The sequence below is a fragment of the Arthrobacter sp. FW305-BF8 genome (assembly GCF_021789315.1).
Classification (GTDB): domain Bacteria; phylum Actinomycetota; class Actinomycetes; order Actinomycetales; family Micrococcaceae; genus Arthrobacter.
In genome coordinates this window covers 3365829-3388382 of the sequence record NZ_CP084561.1, presented here as the reverse complement: position 1 = coordinate 3388382, position 22554 = coordinate 3365829, and the positions used below count along the sequence as shown (strand labels likewise).

Below are 22554 nucleotides of genomic sequence, written 5' to 3'. Positions count from 1 at the left end.
CCGATGGCCGGCATTGTGGAATTCACGAAGCTCCCCTCCGAGACCCTGAAGGTCGGCAAGGGATTCCAGCTGGCCGACGTTGACCCTGATGCCACCTTGGGCTATCCGGGGAACAAGGCCGACGGCGAGCTGCTCCTTGAGGAACTCGATGACAAACTCACGGATCTTCAGGAGAGGCTGTTTGCCGAGTCCAAGTTCGGCGGCACCAAGCGCGTCCTGCTGATCCTGCAGGGAATGGATACTGCCGGCAAAGGCGGAATCGTGAAGCACGTGCTGGGCGCCATGGATCCGCAGGGTGTCCAGTTCAAGTCCTTCAAGGCCCCCACGCCCGAGGAAAAGGCCTACGACTTTCTGTGGCGCATCGAACGCGAGGTCCCGGCCGCCGGCATGCTGGGGGTTTTCGACAGGTCCCACTACGAGGACGTCCTGATCCACCGGGTACACCGCTGGGCCGACCCCAAGGAGCTGGAACGCCGTTACCGGGCGATCAACGAGTTCGAGGCCAGGCAGGCGGCCGTGGGCACGAAAGTCATCAAAGTCATGCTGCACATCAGCAATGAGGAGCAGAAGGAACGGCTGCTGGCCCGGCTGGACAACCCCGCCAAGCACTGGAAGTACAACACCGAGGACCTGAAGCAGCGCGCTTTCTGGGACGACTACATGGCCGCTTACCAGGCTGCCTTCGACGCCACCAACACCGAACAGGCGCCCTGGTATGTGGTGCCTGCCAGCAAGAAATGGTACGCGCGCATCGCAGTGCAGCAACTGTTGCTGGAGGGGCTCGGCGAGCTCGAACTGGAGTGGCCCAAGGCTGAGTTCGACGTTGAGGCCGAGCGCCGACTCGTCGAGCGGTCCTGACCCGGCCGGGCGGTCGTCAGGCCGCTTAACCTCCGGATCGATCCCAGCTGGCGGTCAGCTGTCCTTGCGGGCAGCGGCGAGCCTCTTCCTGGCGCCCTCCAGCCAGTCCTCGCAGCGCCGGGCCAGGGCCTCGCCCCGCTCCCACAGCGCCAGGGAATCCTCAAGGCTGGTCCCGCCGGCCTCGAGCTTGGAAACCACGGCAACCAGCTGTTCCCGTGCTTCCTCATAGCTGAGGGCATCGATCTCCGGAGGGAGTGCGGGGCCGGGCTGGGCTGCGGTATTTTGTTCCGTGCTGTGGGGCTGGTCTGTGTTGATGGTCGGATCTGTCATGGTCACTGGCCTGTCGTGTAGGTGGTGCTGTCATTCGGTGCTGGCGTCATTTGAGGTGCTGGTCCGTATGCGTCCGGCCTATGGGGCGCCCGTGGATTCCGCACCGAACCGCCCGCCGGCCACCCTGACCGCGAGTGGTGTTCCCGCTGGGGCCTGGGACGGCTGGCGGACAACTGCCCCGGCAGGCCCGGAAAGCTGCACTACGGCGTAGCCGCGGTCCAGGGTCTGCTGCGGTGACAATGCCCGGACCTGCGCCTGGAGGTGGACCAGCTGGTCGGAAGCCCTCGTCACGGCTGCACTGATGGCCGCCGTGGACCGGCGGGCCAGCCGTTCCACATCGTCCGCGCGCGCCGTGATCATGCTGTCCGGGGCTGCTAGGACCGGACGGGAACGGATGGCCGCCAGGCGGTCCGTTTCCCTGGCAACCAGAAGCGTCACGGAGCGGCGAAGCTGGGCTTCAGCCTGCCGGACCCGGGCAAGTTCCTCCGAGACTTCCGGCACGATGCGCTTAGCTGCATCCGTGGGCGTGGAGGCCCGGAGGTCGGCGACGTCGTCCAGGATGGGCCGGTCCGCTTCGTGCCCGATTGCGCTGACCACCGGAGTCACCGCGGCCGCCACGGCGCGGATGAGTTCCTCGCTGCTGAACGGCAGCAGGTCCTCCAGCGCGCCGCCGCCGCGGGCGATGACGATCACGTCCACCTCGGGACGGGCATCAAGTTCGCGAAGCGCCTTGATCATCTGGGATACGGCGGTGTTGCCCTGCACTGCGACCTCGCGGATCTCGAATTCGACTGCCGGCCAGCGCAGGGCAGCGTTGCGCAGAACGTCCTTCTTCGCATCGGAATCGCGGCCGGTGATGAGCCCGATCCGGTGGGGGAGCAGGGGCAGGCGCTTCTTCCGGGACTCGGCGAACAGGCCTTCAGCGGCCAGGGCATGGCGGAGCCGTTCAATCCGTGCGAGGAGATCGCCCAGTCCAACGGGGCGGATATCCTTCACGGACATGTTCAGGCGCCCGGTCTTCAGCCAGAACTCGGGCTTGAGCAGGGCCACCACCCGGCTTCCGCGCTCAAGCGGCGTCTCCTGCCGGTCGAGCAGTTTGGACCAGATGGAAGCAGGCAGGGAGATCTCCGCGTCCACATCCCGGAGGGTGAGGAACGCATTGCCGCCGCGCCGGTTGAGTTCGATGACCTGACCTTCAACCCACGCTGCCGGCGCCCGCTCGATGTGGACCTTGAGCTTCTGGGAGAGCAACTGCAGCGGCCAGGGGTTGTCCGGGCTCGTGTCGGCGGCGGTGGCCGGCACCGTGCTGGGGCCGGACGCAGCGGGGGTGCCGGCTGCAGGGGCGGTGCCGGGTACAGGGACGGTGGCGTTTTCAGCCATGTGCAGCCCCGGTGGCGGCGAATGCCAGTTGCATGGTCGCGGTCCTTTGCCTGTGGTGGTGCGTGCGCGGTGGGTTAATCAACTCTATCCATAGCTGTATCACCGGCCTCGGACATTGTTGGTTTCGGGGCATTTGCCGGGACCGCTGAAGACCCGGCAGACTGGGTGGCCGGCATTTTGGTCGCTGGCACCTTTGACCGCCCTACTTTTCCGATAGCGGGACGGCGCGCCTAGGATTGCAGTGGCCTGCTGACCAGCCAGGCACCCGACCAGCCGAGAAACCCGACCAGCTAGGAACCCCTTGCGCTCATTTCTTGCGGCCTTGGCCGTCATCCTTGGTCTTCTCCTCTCCGCCGCCGCCGTTCCGGCCATCTGGGTGGACCGCAACATCGTGCAGGAAGATGGCTTCGTAGCCCTGGCGGCACCGCTGGGCAAGGATCCGGATTTCCAGAAGCGCCTGGCGACCGCCGCCGTTAACAGCATCGATACCGGCGGAAGCATCCCGGCGCAGGCGGCGGAACTGATCCGGCCGGTGCTGGAGAAGGCGGCAACCTCCCTCACCGGCTTGCCCGAGTATCCGGCGGCCTGGGAAGAGACGCTGCGAAAGAGCCACCGGCTCAACTTCGCCGATCCGGCGTCCCTTCCCCCCGAAGCTGATTCGAGCACCTCGCTGACCCTGGACGTGGCCCCGCTCGTCGCCCTCGCGGCCAAGCAGATTTCCAGCCAGGTTGGTGTTCAGCTGGAAGCCCCGGGCCAGACCCTGGTGAGCATCGGCCAGACGAACCAGCGCCAGCTCATTGAACGGGTTTCGGCATACTCTCCGCTGGGATACAGCCTGGCCGTCGGTGCCGGCGTGGCGTTCCTCCTGGCGCTCGTGACTGCCCGCCGGCGGTGGAAAGTCCTGGCCGGCATTGGAGTGGGCGCACTGGCGCTTTCCGGACTGTGGACGCTGGCGTCCCGCTGGGCCTCCGACGCCGTGACGGGCACCGCGAGCGGAAACGAAATGGCAGACCTGTTCAAGCGGGAGTTCGTTGCGGCTTCCGCCGCCGGGTTTGCGTCCTGGACGCTGGCGGCGGCGATCGCCGGTGCGGCACTGGTGGCGGCAGGCCTGCTGCTCAGGCTGGTCGGCGGTCCTGCCCGCGGACGATGAGCATGCCCGGATGCCTGCAGCCCAACCGGTAGCATGGAGCAATGACTTCCTCTGCAGTTTCCCTTTCGATGCCAACCGTCCCGCGCCGGCGGCGTTCGCCGGAGGAAGTGCTCGCGGCGGCACCGGTCCCGGGCCCGAAGAGGGTTCTGCTGGCGGCTCCCCGCGGATACTGCGCGGGCGTGGACCGCGCGGTCATCGCCGTCGAAAAGGCCCTGCAGCACTACGGACCGCCCGTTTACGTCCGGAAACAGATTGTCCATAACGTGCACGTGGTCAGCTCCCTTGAGGAGCAGGGCGCCATCTTCGTGGACGAAACTGACGAAGTGCCCGAGGGCGCCCTGGTCATCTTCTCGGCCCACGGCGTGTCCCCGGCCGTGGTCCAGTCCGCAGAGGACCGCGGACTGCGAACCATCGATGCCACCTGCCCCCTCGTGACCAAGGTCCACAAGGAAGCCGTCCGCTTCGCCAAGGACGACTTCGACATCCTCCTGATCGGCCACGACGGCCACGAAGAGGTTGAAGGAACGGCCGGCGAAGCTCCCGAACACATCCAGATCATCAACGGCCCCCATGAGGTGGACAAGGTGACGGTACGGGATCCCGAAAAGGTCATCTGGCTTTCGCAGACCACGCTCAGCGTGGACGAGACCATGGAGACCGTCCGGCTGCTCAAGGACCGGTTCCCCACGCTCCAGGACCCGCCCAGCGACGACATTTGCTACGCCACGACCAACCGCCAGGTGGCCATCAAGAAGATCGCGCCCCAGGCCGATCTGGTAATCGTGGTTGGTTCGGCCAACTCCTCCAACTCGGTGCGACTCGTCGAGGTGGCGCTGGAGTACGGCGCCAAGGCGTCGTACCGGGTTGACTTCGCCAACGAGGTGGACGAGTCCTGGTTCGAGGGTGTTGCCACGGTGGGCGTCACCTCGGGCGCGTCCGTTCCGGAGGTCCTGGTCAAGGACGTGCTCCGGCTCCTGGCCGACTACGGCTACGACGCTGTCGAGGAAATTGTGACTGCGGAGGAGGACCTGCTCTTCTCCCTGCCGAAGGAGCTCCGCGCCACGCTCAAGGAGGCGGGGGACGTATCCCGCGCCCTCGGCGGACGCCGCTCGCGCTAGCAGCCGCGGATAACGCACGACGCCGGAACTCACGTTGAGTTCCGGCGTCGTTGGGTTTCGGCGCTTTAAGCGGCGTCCTCTTCCTTCACGGCCGCCCGCAGCTCGGCGGCCCCCGGTTCCGTGCCCTGCAGCTCAGGGGCTGCGAGGGACCGCGGCGTGACCTGCACAGCCGGCGGCGTGACCAGTCCGCTGGTGTCCAGGGCGTTCAGTTTCCGCGCCGTGGGTAGTACGCGTGCCTCCAGCGTGCCGACCAACGCGTTGTAGCGGTCCACGGAGCTTTTCAGCGAGGACCCGAGCTTGCCGACGTTGTCCCCGAGCGTGCCCATCCGCTCGTACAGCTGCCGGGCAAGTTCGAAGAGCTCCCGCGCACTGTCCGTTAGAACGTCCTGGCGCCACGTGAACGCTACGGATTTGAGCACCGCGAGCAGCGTGCCGGGGGACGCAAGCACCACATTCCTGGAGAGGGCGTGATCCAGGAGCGCGGGATCGGCGGAGAGAGCGGCCGCGAGGATGGATTCGGCCGGGACGAAACAGATCACCAGCTCTGGCGAATTCCCCGAAATGTCCCAGTACTTCTTGGTGCTGAGGGCGTCCACGTGGGACTTCAGCGCCTTGGCGTGTGCCGCCATGAGGTTTTGCAATGCCGCCTGGCTAAGCCCGGGCTTGTCGCCGGCCGACTGCCCCAGCTCCTGCGCCTCAAGGTAGGCGGACAGGGGGACCTTAGCGTCGACAACGAGCTGCTTGTCGCCCGGCAGCTGGACCACAAGGTCCGGACGGACGGCGGCCTCGGCGCCTGACGTGCCGTGCTGCTGCTCATGGAAATCAACATGCCGCATCATGCCGGCCGCCTCCACAACACGGCGCAGCTGCACTTCCCCCCACTGGCCGCGCGCGCTGTTCGACCGGAGCGCCGACTCAAGGGCATGCGTGGAGCGCATCAGCTGCTCGTCCGTGAGGCGGGCTTCCTGCAGCTGCTGGGCCAGCTGCCCGTACTGTTCGAGCCGGTCCCGTTCCAGCAGGGCTACCTGCTGCTGCACCGCCGTCAGCTTTTCAGCCACCGGCGCCAAGGCCCGCAGTACGCTCCCATCCTGCTCACGCGACATGCCCAGCTCCCGGTTCTGGGCCGACAGGAGCCTCCGCTCGGCATCCGCGGCAGCAAACTGGGCGCTGACTTCCGAAAGCCGCGCCGAAACGCCGTCGAAATCCGCTTCCACGGCGGCGCCCCGCCGACGCAACACCACGTATACCGCGCCAGCGCCGGACACGGCGCCCAGCAACAGCATCAAAAGGGCCAGAATGACTGCAAAAGGTTCCATGCCTTCACTGTGGCACGGGGCTGTGACATTTATTGGAAAGGCAACAGCCCGGCACGGGGTGCGGGGGCCGAACAGGTAGAATCAATGTCCGTGGCTCTTACTATTGGCATCGTCGGCCTGCCCAACGTCGGCAAATCAACTCTTTTCAACGCACTGACCCGCAACCAGGTCCTGGCCGCGAACTACCCGTTCGCCACCATCGAACCCAATGTCGGCGTCGTGAACCTGCCCGACCCCAGGCTCCAGCAGCTGGCCGGGATCTTCGGCTCGCAGCGCGTACTGCCCGCGGCCGTCTCCTTCGTCGACATCGCCGGCATCGTCAAGGGCGCCTCCGAAGGGGAAGGCCTGGGCAACCAGTTCCTCGCCAACATCCGTGAAGCGGAAGCCATCGCCGAGGTGGTGCGCGTCTTCGACGACCCCGACGTCATCCACGTCGACGGCAAGGTGGACCCCCGCTCCGACATGGAAACCATCAACACCGAGCTGATCCTCGCCGATCTGCAGACCATCGAGAAGGCCATTCCCCGGATCGAAAAAGAGGTCAAGATCAAGAAGCGCGAGGCCGCGGAACTCGCTGCCATCAAGGCCGCGCAGGCAGTTCTGGAGCGCGGTGACACCATCTACTCCTCAGTCACGAGCGACAAGCTCGAGATGGAGCACCTCAAGGAGCTCAGCCTTCTGACGGCCAAGCCCTTCATCTATGTCTTCAACGCGGACGAAGGAATTCTCGGCAGCGAGGAGAAGCAGGCCGAGCTGCGCGCGATGGTTGCGCCGGCCGACTGCATCTTCCTGGACGCCAAGCTCGAGTCCGACCTCGTGGAACTGGACGAGGCCGAGGCGCGTGAAATGCTCGAAATGAACGGGCAGGACGAATCCGGGCTGGACCAGTTGGCCCGCGTCGGGTTCCACACGCTGGGGCTGCAGACCTACCTCACGGCGGGGCCCAAGGAGGCGCGCGCCTGGACCATCCACCAGGGCGACACCGCCCCGCAGGCAGCCGGCGTCATCCACTCGGACTTCCAGCGCGGCTTCATCAAGGCAGAGGTTGTCTCCTTCGAGGACCTCATCGACGCCGGTTCCATGGCGGAGGCCAAGTCGCGCGGCAAGGTCCGCATTGAGGGCAAGGAATACGTCATGTCCGACGGCGATGTGGTGGAGTTCCGCTTCAACGTGTGAGTATGCGCTGAGCAACTCAGTGATTGAGTATTAACGGCAAAAAGCCCCGGTCCTTTTGACCGGGGCTTTTTCTGTGATTGGCTCCCCTACCCTCCGTGCAACACGGCGTCAAGGAAAAAGGGCGCGAACTTTTCGCACGGCAACAGCTTGGTTGCATCTCGGTAACAACCTTTACTGAGGGACAACTTTCGGACCGCAGGTGGCGGGTTCGGGTCTAGGCTACTTGTCATGTGAGACTCGCCACATCTCACTGGGGGGATGTAGCGGGTCTGGCCGGCGCCCACAGCGAAGGTCCTTTCCACACTCACAGAAACATAGGAGGCGGAATGCGATTCAGTCGTATTTCCAAAGCAGTAGGCGTTGCAGCCGCGGCTGCACTGGCGCTCAGCGCCTGCGCGAGCACCAATGGCGGGACAACCCCGTCCAGTAATGCGGCCGGCAAGCAGGGGGGAACAGCCACTGTAGTTGAGGTCAACGCGTTCAACACCTTCAACCCCAACACGGCCGACGGCAACACTGACATCAACTCGAAGGTCAGCTACGCCACACACTCCGGGTTCTACTACATCGACAACCAGCTGAACATTGTCCACAACGACAAATTCGGCAAGATGGAAAAGACGTCCGACGATCCGCTGACCGTCAAGTACACCATCAACGAAGGTGTGAAGTGGTCGGACGGCACGCCCGTCACCGCAGCTGACCTGCTCCTGCAGTGGGCAGCCTTCTCCGGTTACTACAACGACGCCGACGCCGACGGCAAGGCGGGAACGTCCTACTTCTCCTACGCCGGCGACCCCACCGGTCTGGCGCTCACCGATTTCCCCGAAATCGGCGACAACAACCGCTCCATGACCATCAAGTACTCCAAGCCGTTCGCTGACTGGGAGATCGCACTGGGCGGACCGGGCATCGACATCCCGGCCCACGTCCTGGCCAAGAAGGCCGGGCTGGCCGACACGCAGGCCTTCATTGACCATCTCAAGAGCATGCCCCGCGGCGACGCCAAGGCGCCCAAGGCCGCTGATGCCAAGCTCAAGGCCATGTCCGACATGTGGAACACCGGCTTCGACTCCAAGACCCTGCCGAGTGACCCGAGCCTGTTCCTCTCCAACGGCCCGTTCGTGGTCCAGAGCATCAACCAGGACCAGTCCCTGACCATGGTGCGCAACAAGGATTACAACTGGGGCCCCGAGGCCAAGCTGGACGAGATCACCGTCCGCTACATCGGTTCCTCCCCGGCCCAGGTCCAGGCTCTGAAGAACGGCGAAGCCGATATCATCGCCCCGCAGGCTTCGGCCGACACCCTCGATCAGCTCAAAGCACTCGAGAGCCAGGGCGTCACGGTCGAGCAGGGGAACCAGCTCTCCTACGACCACATCGACCTGAACTACTCGGGACCCTTCGCCGAGAAGACTGTCCGTGAGGCATTCATGAAGACGGTTCCACGCAAGGACATCGTCGACAAGATCATCAAGAAGCTCGACCCCGAGGCAAAGCCCCTGGATTCGCAGCTGTTCGTTCCCGCGCAGCCGGCCTATGACGCCTCCGTCCAGGCCAACGGATCCTCGGCCTACGCGGATGCAGATGTTGACGGCGCCAAGAAGCTCCTGAACGGTGCGACCCCTGAGGTCCGCATCATGTACAACAAGGACAACCCGAACCGTGTGGACGCGTTCTCGCTCATCCGTGAGTCCGCAACCAAGGCCGGCTTCAAGATTGTCGACGGCGGACTTGGCGCCTCTGACTGGGGCAAGGCCCTCGGCAAGGGCGGCTACGACGCCACGATTTTCGGGTGGATCAACCCGGGCGTCGGAGTTTCCGGCGTGCCGCAGATCTTCCGCTCCGGCAACGGTTCCAACTTCAACAAGTTCAGCGATCCTGAAGCCGACAAGCTCATGGACGAACTCATTGTGACGACTGACCGCAGCAAGCAGGATGATCTGTCCAAGCAGATCGACAAGAAGATCTGGGACTCGGCCTACGGCCTCCCGCTGTTCCAGTCCGTTGGTGTTGACGCCTACAGCGACCGCATCACCGGCGTGAAGTTCATGCCCAACCAGACCGGCGTCTGGTGGAACTTCTGGGAGTGGGCCGAGAAGTAAGCCCGTGCCACGAAGTTCAACCAGCTAGGTGAGGCGCCGGGACCATGCACCACGGTCCCGGCGCCTTGCAGCGCCATCTCCCGGCAGTGCCTGTGTTGGCAGCACAAGCAGTAAGGCGCCGCCAAACCTGCGACCGGCCCGGGCAATCCCCGGGCCCGAATCCTGAGGTTCTATCACAATGGTGACCTACATAGTCCGGCGGCTTGTCACCGCCGCACTCATCCTTTTGGGCGCGTCCTTCCTGGTGTATCTGCTGACCGCCGCATCAGGCGACCCGCTCGCAGAGTTCCGTGCCAGCAGCGCACCGAACAAGCAGCAGCTCATGGACTCGAGGTCCGCGCTGCTGGACCTCGATACGCCGGCGCCCGTGCGGTATTTCAAATGGCTTGGCGGCGCGGCCCAGTGCCTGGTGCCCTTCACCGGATCCTGCAATCTCGGCAAGAACATCGCCGGCCAGCCCATCACTGACGCCCTCGGCCATGCACTCATTCAGACCCTGACACTGGTCACCGGGGCCGCCGTCCTGGCCATCCTTGTGGGCATCACGCTGGGCATCATCACCGCCCTGCGGCAGTACAGCACACTGGATTACGGCGTGACCTTCATGGCCTTCCTGTTCTTCTCCCTGCCGATCTTCTGGGTCGCCGTCCTGCTCAAGGAATTCGGCGCCATCGGCTTCAACAACTTCCTCCGCAACCCGGAGATTCCGCTGCCGGTCTCTCTCGGCATCGGCGCCGTCCTGGGTGCCGTGGCCGTGATCGTGGCTGGCGGCGACGCCAGACGCAAGGCAATGACCGGCGGCATCGTCTTCGCCGCTGTCGCCGCGGTCCTCATCTACTTCTCGGTTACCCAGTGGTTCAAGACGCCGGGCCTGGGCCCGGTGGTCATCGCCATCGCGGGGGTGGGCATCGCCTTTGCCGTGACTCTGCTGACCGCCGGCCTGCGGAACCGCAAGGCGCTGCAGTCCGCCCTGATTGCCGTGGGCGTAGGGCTGGTCCTCTATTTTGTGGTCCAGCCCCTGCTGGACCAGGCCACATTCCTGATGGTCGTGCTGCTCGCGGTTGCCGCGGTTCTCATCGGCATGGCCATTGGCTACTTCATGGGCGGCTACGACCGCGGCCAGTCCATGCGCGCGGCGGCCATCACGTCCTTCCTGGTGGGCTTCCTCATCGTGCTTGACCGTTTCATGCAGGCCTGGCCCGCCTACTTCAACAACAGCAGGGTCCGGGGACGGCCGATTGCCACCATCGGCGCCGGCACGCCGAACATCGAAGGCGACTTCTGGATTCTCGGCCTGGACTCCTTCACGCACCTGATCCTGCCCACCACCGCGCTCATCCTCATCTCCCTCGCCGGCTACACCAGGTTCACCCGGGCCTCCATGCTGGAAATCATGAACATGGACTACATCCGGACAGCGCGTGCCAAAGGCCTGTCAGAACGGACCGTCGTCATGCGCCACGCCTTCCGCAACGCCCTGATCCCGGTGGCCACCATCGTCGCATTCGACATCGGCGGCCTGATCGGCGGCGCGGTGATCACCGAGACGGTCTTCTCCGTCCGGGGCATGGGTTTCCTGTTCCTGGACGGCATCCTGCACGTTGACCCCAACCCCGTCATGGGCGTCTTCATTTGCGTCGCCATTACGGCGATGGCGTTCAACCTCATCGCGGACCTCGCCTACTCCGCACTGGATCCACGAGTAAGGGTGAAAGCATGAGCCAGCCCAGTCAGCAGGACGAAATCATGGCGGAGGAGGCCGGCCTGCGGCAGGAAGCTGCCGGCGTCGAGCCTGTCTCCGAAGCCCGGGGCCTGAGCCAGGGCCAGATCGTCCGCAAAAGGTTTCTTGGCCATTCCGGCGCCATCGTCGGCCTTGTGGTCTTCGCCATCATCTTCGTCATGGCCTTCACGTCAGTGGGGTATGCCGGGATCCCGGGCTGGTGGAAGTACACCCATGAGGCCGTCTCGCCGCTGGTCAACGACGGCACGCCCACGGCGTCGCTGTGGCCCCTGGCCTGGGGGGAACATCCCTTCGGCCAGGACCGGATCGGGCGCGACCTCTTCGCCATGACCATGCGCGGCGCCCAGCAGTCCATCACCATCATGGTGGTCATCGGCCTCATCGCCGGCCTGGTCGGTGTGGTCGTCGGGGCGCTGTCCGGATACTTCCGGGGCTGGATGGAAGCCGTCCTGATGAGGCTCACCGACGTCATCATCATTGTCCCCGCACTGCTCCTCGCCGCCGTCATGGCGCAGCTGGCAGGACGCCGGGATGAAGGCAGCTGGTTTGCGTCCTTCGCCAGCAGCAACGGTGTCCTGGCACTCGGCATCTTCCTGGGGCTCATCAGCTGGGTGGGCCTGGCGAGGCTCATGCGCGGCGAGTTCCTCACCCTGCGTGAGCGCGAGTTCGTGGACGCGGCGCGGATTTCCGGGGCCAGCAACGCCCGGATCATCTTCAAGCACATCCTGCCCAACGCAGTGGGCGTGCTGATCGTCAACGTCACCCTCACCATGTCAGCGGCGATCCTTACCGAAACGGCCCTCAGCTATCTCGGCGTCGGCGTCAAGTCTCCGGACACCTCGCTCGGCCTGCTCATCTCGCAGAACCAGGAAGCCTTCGCCACCCGACCCTGGCTTTTCTGGTTCCCCGGACTGTTCATCGTCCTCATCTGCCTGAGCATCAACTTCATTGGCGACGGCCTGCGGGACGCCTTCGACCCGAGGCAAAAGAAGTTCAACGCCAAGAAGGCCAAGGACGCTGACGCTGCCGTTCCCGAGAAGACGCCTTTGGCGGCCCTGGACAGCAGCGCTGATGACGGCCGGACCGCCGGCGGGGACAGGGGAGCCTGACGTGCTGCTGCGACGCCGCGGGCGGGTGCAGCGCGCTGCCTGCCTACAGGGCGGCCACGCTCCAGTAGCTGAGCCCGAGAAGGATCAGAGTTGCGGCAGCTTCACGCCAGCGGAACTTCACGCTGACCGGAGTGGCTTCGGCTGCGCCGGCATCAAGCAGCCCCGATTCGACCAGCTGCTGCCAGCGTCCCCGGACCAGCTGTGCGGCCTGCCCCGAGTCGGTGCTCTTGAGGTCGCCGGGGCGGACGGAGTTCCCGGGCCCGTACGTGCTGTCCGGCAGTCCTCGGAGGTCCTCCGGGCGGGCGTTGCGTCCGCCCCAGATGCCCGGGGCGGGAGCCGCCCAGGCCCCGTAGCTTCGGCCGGGCGTGACAAGAGTCAGCGCGTACCGGGTGTCCACCTGCACCAGCGCCGCCCACGGCACGGTGATGGCGCGGAACGGATTTTCTATGGTGACGCCGGCGTCGTGGACAACCACCGCCGGCCGCCAGAACAGCAGCCAGCCCAGGTAGGCGATGAGCAGCAGCGGCGCGGCACCGGCCAGGGAGGGGAGTCCGCCCGCCACCACCAGGCCGGCCAGCCCGGCGGCCGCCACGAACCACGAGAAACCGGCAAACCATTTGTTGGTGCGCGCCTTGAAGATTGCGGCGTTTCCGGCATGCGGCACTGTGCTCATGCCCCCAATAATTCAGTATTCCCGGCCGCAGCACTAATCTCAGCTGCTCCGCTGGCCCGGGTGGAAGGAAAACCCCAACATGTCTGACTACATCAGCCCTGACCGCCCGTCCCCGGACCCGCTGGAGCCGGACTCCATTGAGCCCGGCACCGGACGGCGGAGGGCAGACGGGAAGGGGTCCGTCGTCCTCGAAGTGCGCGACCTCAGCGTCGACTTCGGCGTGGAAAAGAAATGGGTGCCGGCCGCCGTCGGGCTTAACTATGAGGTCCGCGCCGGCGAGGTCCTGGCCATCGTGGGGGAGTCCGGCTCGGGCAAGAGTGCCAGCTCCATGGCGCTGCTCGGCCTGCTGCCCAGCAACAGCAGGGTGTCCGGGAGCGTCAGGCTCTCCGGCAGGGAGTTGCTGGGCGCGGATGCGGCCAACCTCCGCAGTGTCCGCGGCAAGGACGTGGCAGTCATCTTCCAGGAGCCCATGACGGCGCTGAACCCGGTCTACACGGTGGGTGCCCAGATCGTCGAGACGGTGCGGCTGCACAACGAAGTCTCTCCGGACCAGGCCAAGGAGCGCGCGCTGCGGATGCTGGAGCTGGTGGAGCTGCCGGACCCGGTGAAGGCGTTCAAGTCCTATCCGCACCAGCTCTCCGGCGGCCAGCGGCAGCGTGCCATGATCGCGCAGTCGCTGTCCTGCGATCCCAAGCTGCTGATCGCTGACGAGCCCACCACGGCCCTGGACGTCACGGTGCAGGCGGAGATCCTGGACCTCATGCGGAACCTGCGCAACAAGCTGGACAGTGCCATCGTCCTGATCACGCACGACATGGGCGTCGTGGCGGACCTGGCGGACCGGATCGCGGTCATGCGCAGGGGCCTGATCGTGGAGACCGGCACCGCCGAGCAGATCTTCCACAACCCCCAGCATCCCTACACGCAGGCGCTGCTTGCGGCTGTGCCGCACCTCGGGCAGGGCGGAACGGACGCTGCGCCGGACGTTGACGTGACAGCGGCGCTGGCAGCGGCCACCCACGCGGAGCTTGACTCCGTTGACCACGACGAACTGGTCCGGCGCGAGCGGGAGAACGCGGCGGCCCTGGCAGCGGCCGAATCCAGGGGGCCCGTGGGGGAACCGGTCCTGGAGCTGACCGACGTCGCCATCGAGTACCCCAAGCAGGGCCGCGTGCCGGCCTTCCGCGCCGTCGAGGGGGCCAACCTGACCATCCATCCGGGGCAGGTTGTGGGCCTCGTGGGGGAGTCTGGATCGGGCAAAACCACCATCGGGCGGGCCGCCGTCGGACTGCTGCCGGTGGCTGCCGGAACGATGCGTGTTGTGGGGGAGGACATCTCTGCTGCTAAAAAGAACGGCAAACAGCTGCATCAGGTGCGCCGCCACATCGGCATGGTGTTCCAGGACCCGTCCTCATCCCTGAACCCGCGCCTGCCCATCGGCGAAAGCATCGGCGAGCCGATGTACCTTGCCGGCGTGGCGAAGGGCGCCGACCTGCAGAAGCGCATCGAGGCGCTGCTGGACCAGGTGGAGCTGCCGCGGAACTACCGGAACAGGTACCCGCACGAGCTGTCCGGCGGGCAGAAACAGCGCGTCGGCATCGCCCGGGCGCTCTCGCTCAAGCCGAAGCTCATGGTGGCCGACGAGCCGACGTCTGCGCTCGACGTGTCCGTGCAGGCCAAGGTCCTGGAGCTGTTCCAGAACCTCCAGCGTGAACTCGGGTTCGCCTGCCTGTTCGTCACCCACGACCTCGCCGTCGTGGATGTGCTGGCTGACCGCATCTGTGTCATGCAGCGCGGCCGCATCGTGGAGCAGGGCTCCCGCGACCAGATCCTGCGGAACCCGCAGGAGGCCTACACGCAGCGGCTGCTTGCCGCCGTGCCGCTGCCGGATCCGGAACAGCAGCGCGAGCGCCGGGAACTGCGGGCACAGCTGCTGGCCACCGGAACGAAGTAGCGCGGCAACAAAAAACAGGAGCCGGTATTCACACAAACGTGGATACCGGCTCCTTTTCTGCCTATAACGCGGGTCTGCACCAATGCACCTAGGACAGGGCCAGCCCCAGCTTCGCGAGCCTGGCACCCAGCAGCGCACCCAAGGCGCGGTGACCGTCGCCGTTCACGTGGACGCTGTCCTTAAGCTGCGCCTCCAGCCCGTAGCGGGAGAGCCAGTCCCCGACACCGACGAACGGAATCCCGTGGTCCGCGGCGACGGTCCCCAGCAGCGCGTCCACCTCGGCGCGCCGGCCGCCGCCGTGGTGCGCTCCCTTGCCCAAGGTTCCCACCATGGCCAGCTTCGCGCCCGGGTACCGCTGCTTGATCGTCCTAATCAGCCGGTCCGCGTTGGCCGAGATCTGCTCGTCGCTCGCCCCTTGCTTCGCGTCGTTTCCGCCGCCCTCGATGACCACCAACGGCGGAAAACCGTAGGGGAGATGCCAGTCGCCGCGCTGCAGGGCATCCACGTAATTGCCGGTGGTGCCGTTGGAGGCGACATAGCCTGTGCCGCCCTTGCCGCAGAAGAAGACGTCGTAGCCCAGCCCCGCCAGCGCCCGGCGCGGCCAGCTGGCCTGCGGCTCCGACTGCGAGTCACCGATTAGCAGTGCGGTGCGGGCGATGTTGCCAACGATTACTTCGTCCCGCCCGTTGGCCGGATTGCGGTACAGCGCTCCGGCGGGAAGGCTGGCGGGGTTGACGGCGGCCCCCAGGTCGCTCACGACGGCCGGGCCGGCGGCCATGGCCTCACCGGGGGCGGCCTCCGGGGCGGCGGCACGCGGCGCCGCGGGCGCCGCCGATCCCGCACCGGACGCCGGTACGGTCGCCGCGCCGCAGCCGGCCAAAAACACGGTGGCGGCGATGATCGGGCCAATCAGGAGGGCCCGCGTCGAGGCTTGTAACATCCGTGGACTCCTGGCGTGTTCGTACGTGGTCTAGCAATAGTGGGGGATCACTTTCGGAAAAGCTAGTGATTTTGCCCACAAGACGCCTGATCCCATTCACGATTTGGTAGCGGGGCCGGGGTGGGAGAAGGTGCCCGTTTTAGGCCAATAAATGGCTCAGCGTTTAGACTGGAGGCAGGTGCCCTGTGTTAAGGGTCTGATCCGTCGTGCGTTCCGGTTGGAAATGTCGCGATACAACAGCTGACTTCACCACTGAATCGAGCAATAACGCATGTCTGAAACCACCACCAACACCGCGGTAGCAACTGCAGTTCGCAGTGACCTGCGCAACGTCGCGATTGTGGCCCACGTTGACCACGGCAAGACCACCCTTGTGGACGCCATGCTCAAGCAGACCAACTCCTTTGCCGAGCACAACCACCTCGAAGACCGCGTCATGGACTCCGGTGACCTGGAGCGCGAAAAGGGCATCACCATCCTGGCCAAGAACACCACGGTGGCCTACAACGGACCGTCCTCCAACGGCGAAACCATCACCATCAACGTCATCGACACCCCCGGCCACGCCGACTTCGGCGGCGAAGTGGAGCGCGGACTGTCCATGGTGGACGGCGTTGTTCTTCTCGTGGATGCCTCTGAGGGCCCGCTGCCCCAGACCCGCTTCGTTCTCCGCAAGGCCCTCGCCGCCCACCTGCCGGTGATCCTCCTGGTCAACAAGACCGACCGCCCCGACGCCCGCATCGAAGAGGTCGTCCACGAGTCCATGGACCTGCTGCTGGGCCTGGCCTCCGACCTTGCCGATGAGGTTCCGGACCTCGACCTGGACAAGATCCTCAACGTCCCGGTGGTTTACGCCGCCGCAAAGGTAGGCCGCGCATCCCTGGAGCAGCCGGCCGACGGCACTGCCCCGGAGAACGAGGACCTCGAGCCGCTCTTCAGCGCGATCATCGAGCACATCCCCGCCCCCACCTACAACCCGGAAGGTGTCCTGCAGGCGCACGTCACCAACCTGGACGCCTCCCCGTTCCTGGGCCGTCTCGCCCTGCTGCGCATCTACAACGGCACCCTCCGCAAGGGCCAGCAGGTTGCCTGGGCCCGCGCCAACGGTGAGCTGAAGACCGTCAAGATCACCGAACTCCTCGCCACCAAGGCGCTCGAGCGCGTTCCTGCTGAGTCCGCCGGCCCTGGCGAGATCGTCGCCGTCGCCGGCATCGAGGAAATCACCATCGGTGAGACCCTGACCGATGTCGAGAACCCGCAGCCGCTGCCGCTGATCACCGTTGACGATCCCGCGATCTCTATGACCATCGGTATCAACACCTCCCCGCTGGCCGGCAAGGTCAAGGGCGCCAAGGTCACGGCCCGCCAAGTGAAGGACCGCCTGGACAAGGAACTGATCGGTAACGTCTCCATCAAGGTTCTCCCCACCGAGCGCCCGGATGCCTGGGAAGTCCAGGGCCGCGGCGAGCTCGCGCTGGCCATCCTCGTGGAGCAGATGCGCCGTGAAGGCTTCGAGCTGACCGTGGGCAAGCCGCAGGTTGTCACCCGGACGGTTGACGGCAAGATCCACGAGCCGATGGAACACATGACCATCGACGTGCCGGAAGAGTACCTCGGCGCGGTCACCCAGCTGATGGCCGCCCGCAAGGGCCGCATGACCAACATGGCGAACCACGGCACCGGCTGGTGCCGCATGGAGTTCATCGTTCCCGCCCGTGGCCTGATCGGCTTCCGCACCAAGTTCCTGACGGACACCCGCGGCGCCGGCATCGCAGCCTCCATCTCCGAGGGCTACGAGCCCTGGGCCGGCCCGATTGAATACCGCACCAACGGTTCCATGGTGGCTGACCGTGCAGGCGTCGTGACCCCGTTCGCCATGATCAACCTGCAGGAACGCGGCTCCTTCTTCGTCAAGCCCACCTCCGAGGTGTACGAAGGCATGATCGTGGGCGAGAACTCCCGCGCCGACGACATGGACGTGAACATCACGAAGGAAAAGAAGCTCACCAACATGCGTGCGGCGTCCTCGGACACCTTCGAAAACCTGACGCCGCCGCGTGACCTGACCCTCGAAGAGTCCCTCGAATTCGCCCGCGAGGACGAGTGCGTTGAGGTTACCCCGGACGCCATCCGCATCCGCAAGGTCATCCTTGACACCAACGAGCGCGCCAAGGCCAACCGCGCCCGCGCGAAGGCATAACGGCACCCTTCGCAGGGAACTGAAACAGTGAACAGAAGAGCTGCCGGCATGGCAGGTGGCCTGGCCGCCGCCGTGCCGGCAGCTCTTTTTGCTGCCCTCGCCGGAACCGCGCTGCACGGCCAGGAGTTGGCCGCCGCCGGTTCAGCTCTGCCCGTGGGTGCCGTGGCGGCGCTGCTGCTCCTGGCATCGCTTCAGCTGTTCCTCGGGGCGGCGTTCCGGACGCTGATTCCGACGGCGGTGTGCGGCGCGGTCTGCTATGCCCTGGCCGGCTGGTGGTCCGGCATGGAGCCGGGCAAGCGGCTGATTGCCGGTGACCTGGCCGGAGGCATCTGGGTCTACGGGATCGTGGTGGTTACCGTCGCGATGCTGGCCTGGTGCCGGCGGTACAGCCGCCCGTCAGCCGGCCGGCTTCAGCGCGGCTAATCTGCCGCCGGGTCCCGGTGGTGCGCAATCATGAGCGAGGTGGCCTCGCCGTCGTCGTCTGCGGGAAGTGCCATGTACTCCTCCATGACAGCGCGGAGCTTGGCCAGCATTTCCTCCCGCCTGGCGGTGTTGAACTTCACCCCGAGGCGCCACACCTCGATGTCCTCGGGCGGAAGGTCGCGGGTTTCCAGCAGGAACGTTTCAATGAGGATGGGCGCAACGTTGTCCACAGGAGTGCTCCACGACTTTCGGCTGGCGATGTAGGGCACCTCGGTGGCTCCCCGCCGCCCCTTCCGGCGCTCCTCCGCCAGCAGGAACCCGGTCCGCACCAGGGTGCGGACGTGGTGGAGGCTGGACGCGGGATTGAGGCCGAGCAGCTCGGCGATCTCCTTGTTGGTACGTGACTGGTGCAGGCATAGACGAAGAATCCTCAGCCGTAGCGGAGAACTTAGGGCGCGGCCCTTTGCCACCAGGTCCGCGTCATCGCTTTCCGGCGGGGGTGTCATAGACGCCAGTGTAACGAGCAACGAACGATAGACATATGCCACTCACTGCCCGGAACTGAAGCCAGGGGCCCGAGGTTGGTTGTCAGTCCGCGGCGGGCGGGGCCAGCCGTGAACCCCGCCGCGGCGGGGCCGGCGGCACCTGTTTGGCGGCCACCACGCTGTCCAGGGGAATGCCGACGTCGGACCTGCGGGTCCGCACGGTGCACTCACTTTCGCCGCACGCCAGGAGGACTCCCAGCGCATCCGTAAAGCCGCCGTCGATCCTGTACCGCACCACCACGCGCGTTCCGGCGGGGGCCGAGGCCAGGAACTGCCGGGGCGTTGGTGTTGTCAGACTCACCGGTCCATCGTATGACGCGCCCGGAGTGTGACGCGCCCGCTTCGTTAGCGGGAAGGGCCTGGGAGATAATAGGCTCTGAAGTGGACAGCCCGGCACGCAGGCCGGATGCAGCAACCGGCCAGTCGCCGGGAATCAACGTGGAGAGGCAAGGGACGTGACGTACGTAATCGCGCAGCCGTGTGTAGATGTTAAGGACAAGGCATGCATTGAGGAGTGCCCCGTCGATTGCATCTACGAAGGCGATCGCTCCCTCTATATCCATCCCGATGAGTGCGTCGACTGCGGTGCATGCGAGCCCGTCTGCCCGGTGGAAGCCATTTACTACGAGGATGACACCCCCGAGGAATGGGCAGACTACTACAAGGCGAACGTCGAGTTCTTTGACGACCTCGGCTCCCCAGGCGGCGCCGCCAAGGTGGGCAATACCGGCAAGGACCACCCGATGATTGCAGCGCTCCCGCCGCAGAACCAGGACCACTGAGGCGGACCCCTTCGTGACTACAGCTGTGCGCAGTTTCGGCCTTAGCCTGCCCGACTACCCGTGGGAGGCCATGGCGCCGTACCTCGCCAAAGCGGCTGAACACCCGGGCGGCGCGGTCAACCTGTCCATCGGCACGCCCGTGGACCCGACGCCCCCGGTCATCCAGGACGCCCTGAAGGCGGCCGCGGATGCGCCCGGTTATCCCACCGTGCACGGCACGGTGGCGCTCCGGGAGGCCATCGCCGCGTGGTTCGCCCGCCGCCGGGGAGTCGAGGGGCTGGACCCCCGCGCCGTCATGCCGACGGTGGGCTCCAAGGAACTCGTGGCGTGGCTGCCGTTCCTGCTGGGCCTCAAGCCGGGAGACGTCGTCGTCCGGCCCACGGTCGCCTACCCCACCTACGACATCGGGGCCACGTTCGCCGGGGCCACGGCGGTAGCGGCTGATGACCTCGACGAACTGGACGCGGCCACCCGGGCAAAGGTCCGGCTGATCTGGGTCAACTCGCCGGGCAACCCCACCGGCAGCGTCCGGGACGCCGCGTCACTGAAGAAGATCGTGCACCAGGCCCGCGAAATCGGTGCCCTGGTGGCCTCCGATGAGTGCTACGCCGAGCTTGGCTGGGGCGAGTGGGACCTGCAACGCGGGGGACAGGCTGTTCCCAGCATCCTGGATCCACGCGTCGCCGGTGCGTCCCACGACGGTCTCCTGGCCGTGTACTCGCTGAGCAAGCAGTCCAACGTGGCCGGCTACCGGGCGGCCTTCGTTGCCGGGGATGCGGCCCTCATGGCCAACCTCGTCAACAGCCGCAAGCACGCCGGCATGATCGTGCCATACCCGGTGCAGGAAGCCATGCGCGTGGCCCTCGGCGACGACTCGCACGTTGTGGAGCAGAAGGATCTGTACCGCGGGCGGCGGGAGCGGCTCCTGCCGGCGCTTGAGTCCTTCGGGCTAACGCTGCACCAGTCCGCCGCCGGCCTGTACCTGTGGTGCACGGCGGGCGAAGGAACCTGGGACACCGTGGCTCGCCTCGCCGAGCGGGGGATCGTGGTGGGTCCGGGGGTGTTCTACGGCGACGCGGGGCACGGCTATGTTCGCGTGGCCCTCACCGGAACCGACGAGCGAATCGACGCCGCGGTGTCCCGCCTGGCATAGCGGTGGCGCCGTAACAATGATGTGACTCGCGCCACAACTTGCCCGTTTTGGGGATAATTTGGCGCTTCCGGATTAGTGGCAGCCCGCAAGTGGCGGTAGTTTTTAACTGACTATCAATGGTGGCTTTCTACAAGAAGGCAGCACGGCCGTTGGATGTCCCGCCGTGCGGGATCCCGCGCGGCTCACCTGATGTTGGATCAAGCTTTCTAGCGAGGCCAAGAGGCCTCATGAAGGGGACTCCATGACTGAGACCACCAGCGCAACTGAGACAACCAGCGCGATCTTGCGCCACGCGGGCGGCGAACTCGAACTTCCGCGCATCAAGGTTGTTGAGGGAAACGAAGGCTACGACGTTTCCAAGCTACTGAAGCAGACCGGCGCCGTTGCCTTTGACCCTGGCTTCATGAACACGGCCGCCACGACGTCGGCCATCACCTACATCGACGGCGACGCGGGCATCCTGCGGTACCGCGGTTACCCGATCGAGCAGCTTGCCCAGCACTCCAGCTTTCTGGAAGTCTCCTACCTGCTGATCTACGGCAACCTCCCGACGCCGGCCGAGCTGGAGGACTTCGACCAGAAGATCCGCCGCCACACCCTGCTGCACGAGGAGCTCAAGGGCTTCTTCGGCGGCTTCCCCCGGGACGCACACCCGATGCCCGTGCTGTCCTCCGCCGTCTCCGCGCTGTCCACGTTCTACCAGGACTCGTTGGACCCGTTCAATGACGAGCAGGTGGAGGTTTCCACCATCCGCCTGATGGCGAAGCTGCCGGTCATTGCGGCCTACGCCCACAAGAAGTCGATCGGGCAGCCGATGCTGTACCCGGACAACTCCCACAACCTGGTGGAGAACTTCCTGCGCCTGAGCTTCGGCCTGCCGGCTGAGCAGTACGAGGTGGACCCGGTGGTCGCCAAGGCGCTGGACCTGCTCCTCATCCTGCACGCGGACCACGAGCAGAACTGCTCGACCTCCACGGTGCGGCTGGTCGGTTCCTCCAATGCCAACCTCTTCGCGTCCGTGTCCGCCGGCATCAACGCCCTCTTCGGCCCCGCCCACGGCGGCGCCAACGAGGCCGTCCTGAAGATGCTCCGCCAGATCCAGGCCGACGGCACCAAGCCCGAGGACTACATGGAGAAGGTCAAGAACAAGGAAGACGGCGTCCGCCTGATGGGCTTCGGCCACCGGGTCTACAAGAACTACGACCCGCGCGCCAAGATCGTCAAGGCAACCGCACACGAGATCCTCAGCAAGCTCGGCGGCCACGATGAACTCCTGGAGATCGCCTTGCGCCTCGAAGAGAAGGCGCTGAATGATGACTACTTCATCCAGCGCAAGCTGTACCCGAACGTGGACTTCTACACGGGCCTGATCTACAAGGCCATGGGCTTCCCGGAGAAGATGTTCACCGTCCTGTTCGCCATCGGCCGCCTGCCGGGCTGGATTGCCCAGTGGCGCGAAATGATCAACGATCCCAACACCAAGATCGGCCGTCCGCGGCAGCTCTACACGGGCGAGCCCGAGCGGCAGTACCCCGCCCGCTAATCCCCGCGACGAATTACGACGGCGGCCGCCCACCTTCCGGTGGGCGGCCGCCGTTCGC

Annotated in this window: 20 protein-coding genes; 13 read left to right on the top strand and 7 right to left on the bottom strand. The window is 65.7% G+C overall.

From position 1 onward, the window contains the following. Positions 1–3 precede the first annotated feature (3 nt). Positions 4–858, top strand: a complete 855-nt coding sequence (locus LFT45_RS15220) for a PPK2 family polyphosphate kinase (RefSeq protein ID WP_236804321.1) — start codon at positions 4–6, stop codon at positions 856–858. Between the two features lie 54 nt (positions 859–912). Here the strand turns inward: LFT45_RS15220 and LFT45_RS15215 are convergent, their stop codons facing one another. Together LFT45_RS15215 and xseA are read right to left on the bottom strand one after the other, a co-directional pair. Continuing rightward, complete coding sequence (locus LFT45_RS15215) at positions 913–1188, bottom strand: exodeoxyribonuclease VII small subunit (RefSeq protein ID WP_236804319.1); 276 nt, start codon at positions 1186–1188, stop codon at positions 913–915. A 78-nt stretch (positions 1189–1266) separates the two neighbouring features. Beyond that, on the bottom strand, positions 1267–2568 hold the full coding sequence (gene xseA / locus LFT45_RS15210; RefSeq protein ID WP_236804317.1) for an exodeoxyribonuclease VII large subunit: 1302 nt from the start codon (positions 2566–2568) through the stop codon (positions 1267–1269). 301 nt (positions 2569–2869) lie between these two features. Between xseA and LFT45_RS15205 the strand changes: the two genes are divergently transcribed. Together LFT45_RS15205 and LFT45_RS15200 are read left to right on the top strand one after the other, a co-directional pair. After that, positions 2870–3718, top strand: coding sequence for a hypothetical protein (locus tag LFT45_RS15205; RefSeq protein WP_236804315.1), 849 nt, complete (start codon positions 2870–2872; stop codon positions 3716–3718). A 41-nt stretch (positions 3719–3759) separates the two neighbouring features. After that, complete coding sequence (locus tag LFT45_RS15200) at positions 3760–4836, top strand: 4-hydroxy-3-methylbut-2-enyl diphosphate reductase (RefSeq protein ID WP_102973795.1); 1077 nt, start codon at positions 3760–3762, stop codon at positions 4834–4836. 65 nt (positions 4837–4901) lie between these two features. On the opposite strand, the gene LFT45_RS15195 is transcribed toward LFT45_RS15200, so the two are convergent. Next, on the bottom strand, positions 4902–6152 hold the full coding sequence (locus tag LFT45_RS15195; RefSeq protein WP_236804313.1) for a DNA recombination protein RmuC: 1251 nt from the start codon (positions 6150–6152) through the stop codon (positions 4902–4904). Between the two features lie 90 nt (positions 6153–6242). On the opposite strand from LFT45_RS15195, the gene ychF reads away from it, so the two are divergent. The 4 genes from ychF (at position 6243) to LFT45_RS15175 (ending at position 12283) form a co-directional block, all read left to right on the top strand. Then, on the top strand, positions 6243–7328 hold the full coding sequence (ychF, locus tag LFT45_RS15190; protein WP_111905334.1) for a redox-regulated ATPase YchF: 1086 nt from the start codon (positions 6243–6245) through the stop codon (positions 7326–7328). Between the two features lie 326 nt (positions 7329–7654). Then, positions 7655–9433 carry an ABC transporter family substrate-binding protein gene (locus LFT45_RS15185; RefSeq protein WP_236804311.1) on the top strand — a complete coding sequence of 593 codons (1779 nt, stop codon included), beginning with the start codon at positions 7655–7657 and terminating at the stop codon, positions 9431–9433. Between the two features lie 178 nt (positions 9434–9611). After that, positions 9612–11153: an ABC transporter permease gene (locus LFT45_RS15180; RefSeq protein WP_236804309.1), complete on the top strand. Its 1542-nt coding sequence runs from the start codon at positions 9612–9614 to the stop codon at positions 11151–11153. Further along, positions 11150–12283 (top strand): ABC transporter permease, encoded by a 1134-nt coding sequence (locus LFT45_RS15175; RefSeq protein WP_442863562.1) that lies wholly within the window; start codon positions 11150–11152, stop codon positions 12281–12283. The genes LFT45_RS15180 and LFT45_RS15175 overlap by 4 nt, the downstream gene beginning before the upstream one ends. Before the next feature lie 43 nt (positions 12284–12326). Here the strand turns inward: LFT45_RS15175 and LFT45_RS15170 are convergent, their stop codons facing one another. Next, positions 12327–12956 carry a PH domain-containing protein gene (locus LFT45_RS15170; RefSeq protein WP_236804307.1) on the bottom strand — a complete coding sequence of 210 codons (630 nt, stop codon included), beginning with the start codon at positions 12954–12956 and terminating at the stop codon, positions 12327–12329. A 79-nt stretch (positions 12957–13035) separates the two neighbouring features. On the opposite strand from LFT45_RS15170, the gene LFT45_RS15165 reads away from it, so the two are divergent. Next, positions 13036–14910: an ABC transporter ATP-binding protein gene (locus tag LFT45_RS15165; protein WP_236804305.1), complete on the top strand. Its 1875-nt coding sequence runs from the start codon at positions 13036–13038 to the stop codon at positions 14908–14910. Positions 14911–14998: 88 nt separating this feature from the next. Here the strand turns inward: LFT45_RS15165 and LFT45_RS15160 are convergent, their stop codons facing one another. Then, entirely contained in the window at positions 14999–15850 is an 852-nt protein-coding gene (locus LFT45_RS15160; RefSeq protein ID WP_236804304.1) for an SGNH/GDSL hydrolase family protein, read from the bottom strand. A gap of 271 nt (positions 15851–16121) precedes the next feature. Here LFT45_RS15160 and typA point away from each other — a divergent pair, with 271 nt between their 5' ends. Beyond that, positions 16122–18050: a translational GTPase TypA gene (gene typA / locus LFT45_RS15155; protein WP_111905723.1), complete on the top strand. Its 1929-nt coding sequence runs from the start codon at positions 16122–16124 to the stop codon at positions 18048–18050. 27 nt (positions 18051–18077) lie between these two features. Then, complete coding sequence (locus tag LFT45_RS15150) at positions 18078–18473, top strand: hypothetical protein (RefSeq protein WP_236804302.1); 396 nt, start codon at positions 18078–18080, stop codon at positions 18471–18473. On the opposite strand, the gene LFT45_RS15145 is transcribed toward LFT45_RS15150, so the two are convergent. Both LFT45_RS15145 and LFT45_RS15140 read right to left on the bottom strand, forming a co-directional pair. Beyond that, on the bottom strand, positions 18470–18979 hold the full coding sequence (locus LFT45_RS15145; protein WP_236804300.1) for a helix-turn-helix domain-containing protein: 510 nt from the start codon (positions 18977–18979) through the stop codon (positions 18470–18472). The genes LFT45_RS15150 and LFT45_RS15145 overlap by 4 nt on opposite strands. Before the next feature lie 82 nt (positions 18980–19061). Next, a complete protein-coding gene (locus LFT45_RS15140; protein ID WP_236804298.1) occupies positions 19062–19319 on the bottom strand; it encodes a putative acetyltransferase in 258 nt (85 codons plus the stop codon). 154 nt (positions 19320–19473) lie between these two features. Here LFT45_RS15140 and fdxA point away from each other — a divergent pair, with 154 nt between their 5' ends. The 3 genes from fdxA (at position 19474) to LFT45_RS15125 (ending at position 22496) form a co-directional block, all read left to right on the top strand. After that, complete coding sequence (gene fdxA, locus LFT45_RS15135; RefSeq protein ID WP_102973806.1) at positions 19474–19800, top strand: ferredoxin; 327 nt, start codon at positions 19474–19476, stop codon at positions 19798–19800. A gap of 13 nt (positions 19801–19813) precedes the next feature. Then, positions 19814–20953 (top strand): succinyldiaminopimelate transaminase, encoded by a 1140-nt coding sequence (dapC, locus tag LFT45_RS15130; protein WP_272912718.1) that lies wholly within the window; start codon positions 19814–19816, stop codon positions 20951–20953. Positions 20954–21194: 241 nt separating this feature from the next. Then, positions 21195–22496 (top strand): citrate synthase, encoded by a 1302-nt coding sequence (locus LFT45_RS15125; RefSeq protein WP_111905727.1) that lies wholly within the window; start codon positions 21195–21197, stop codon positions 22494–22496. Positions 22497–22554 lie beyond the last annotated feature (58 nt).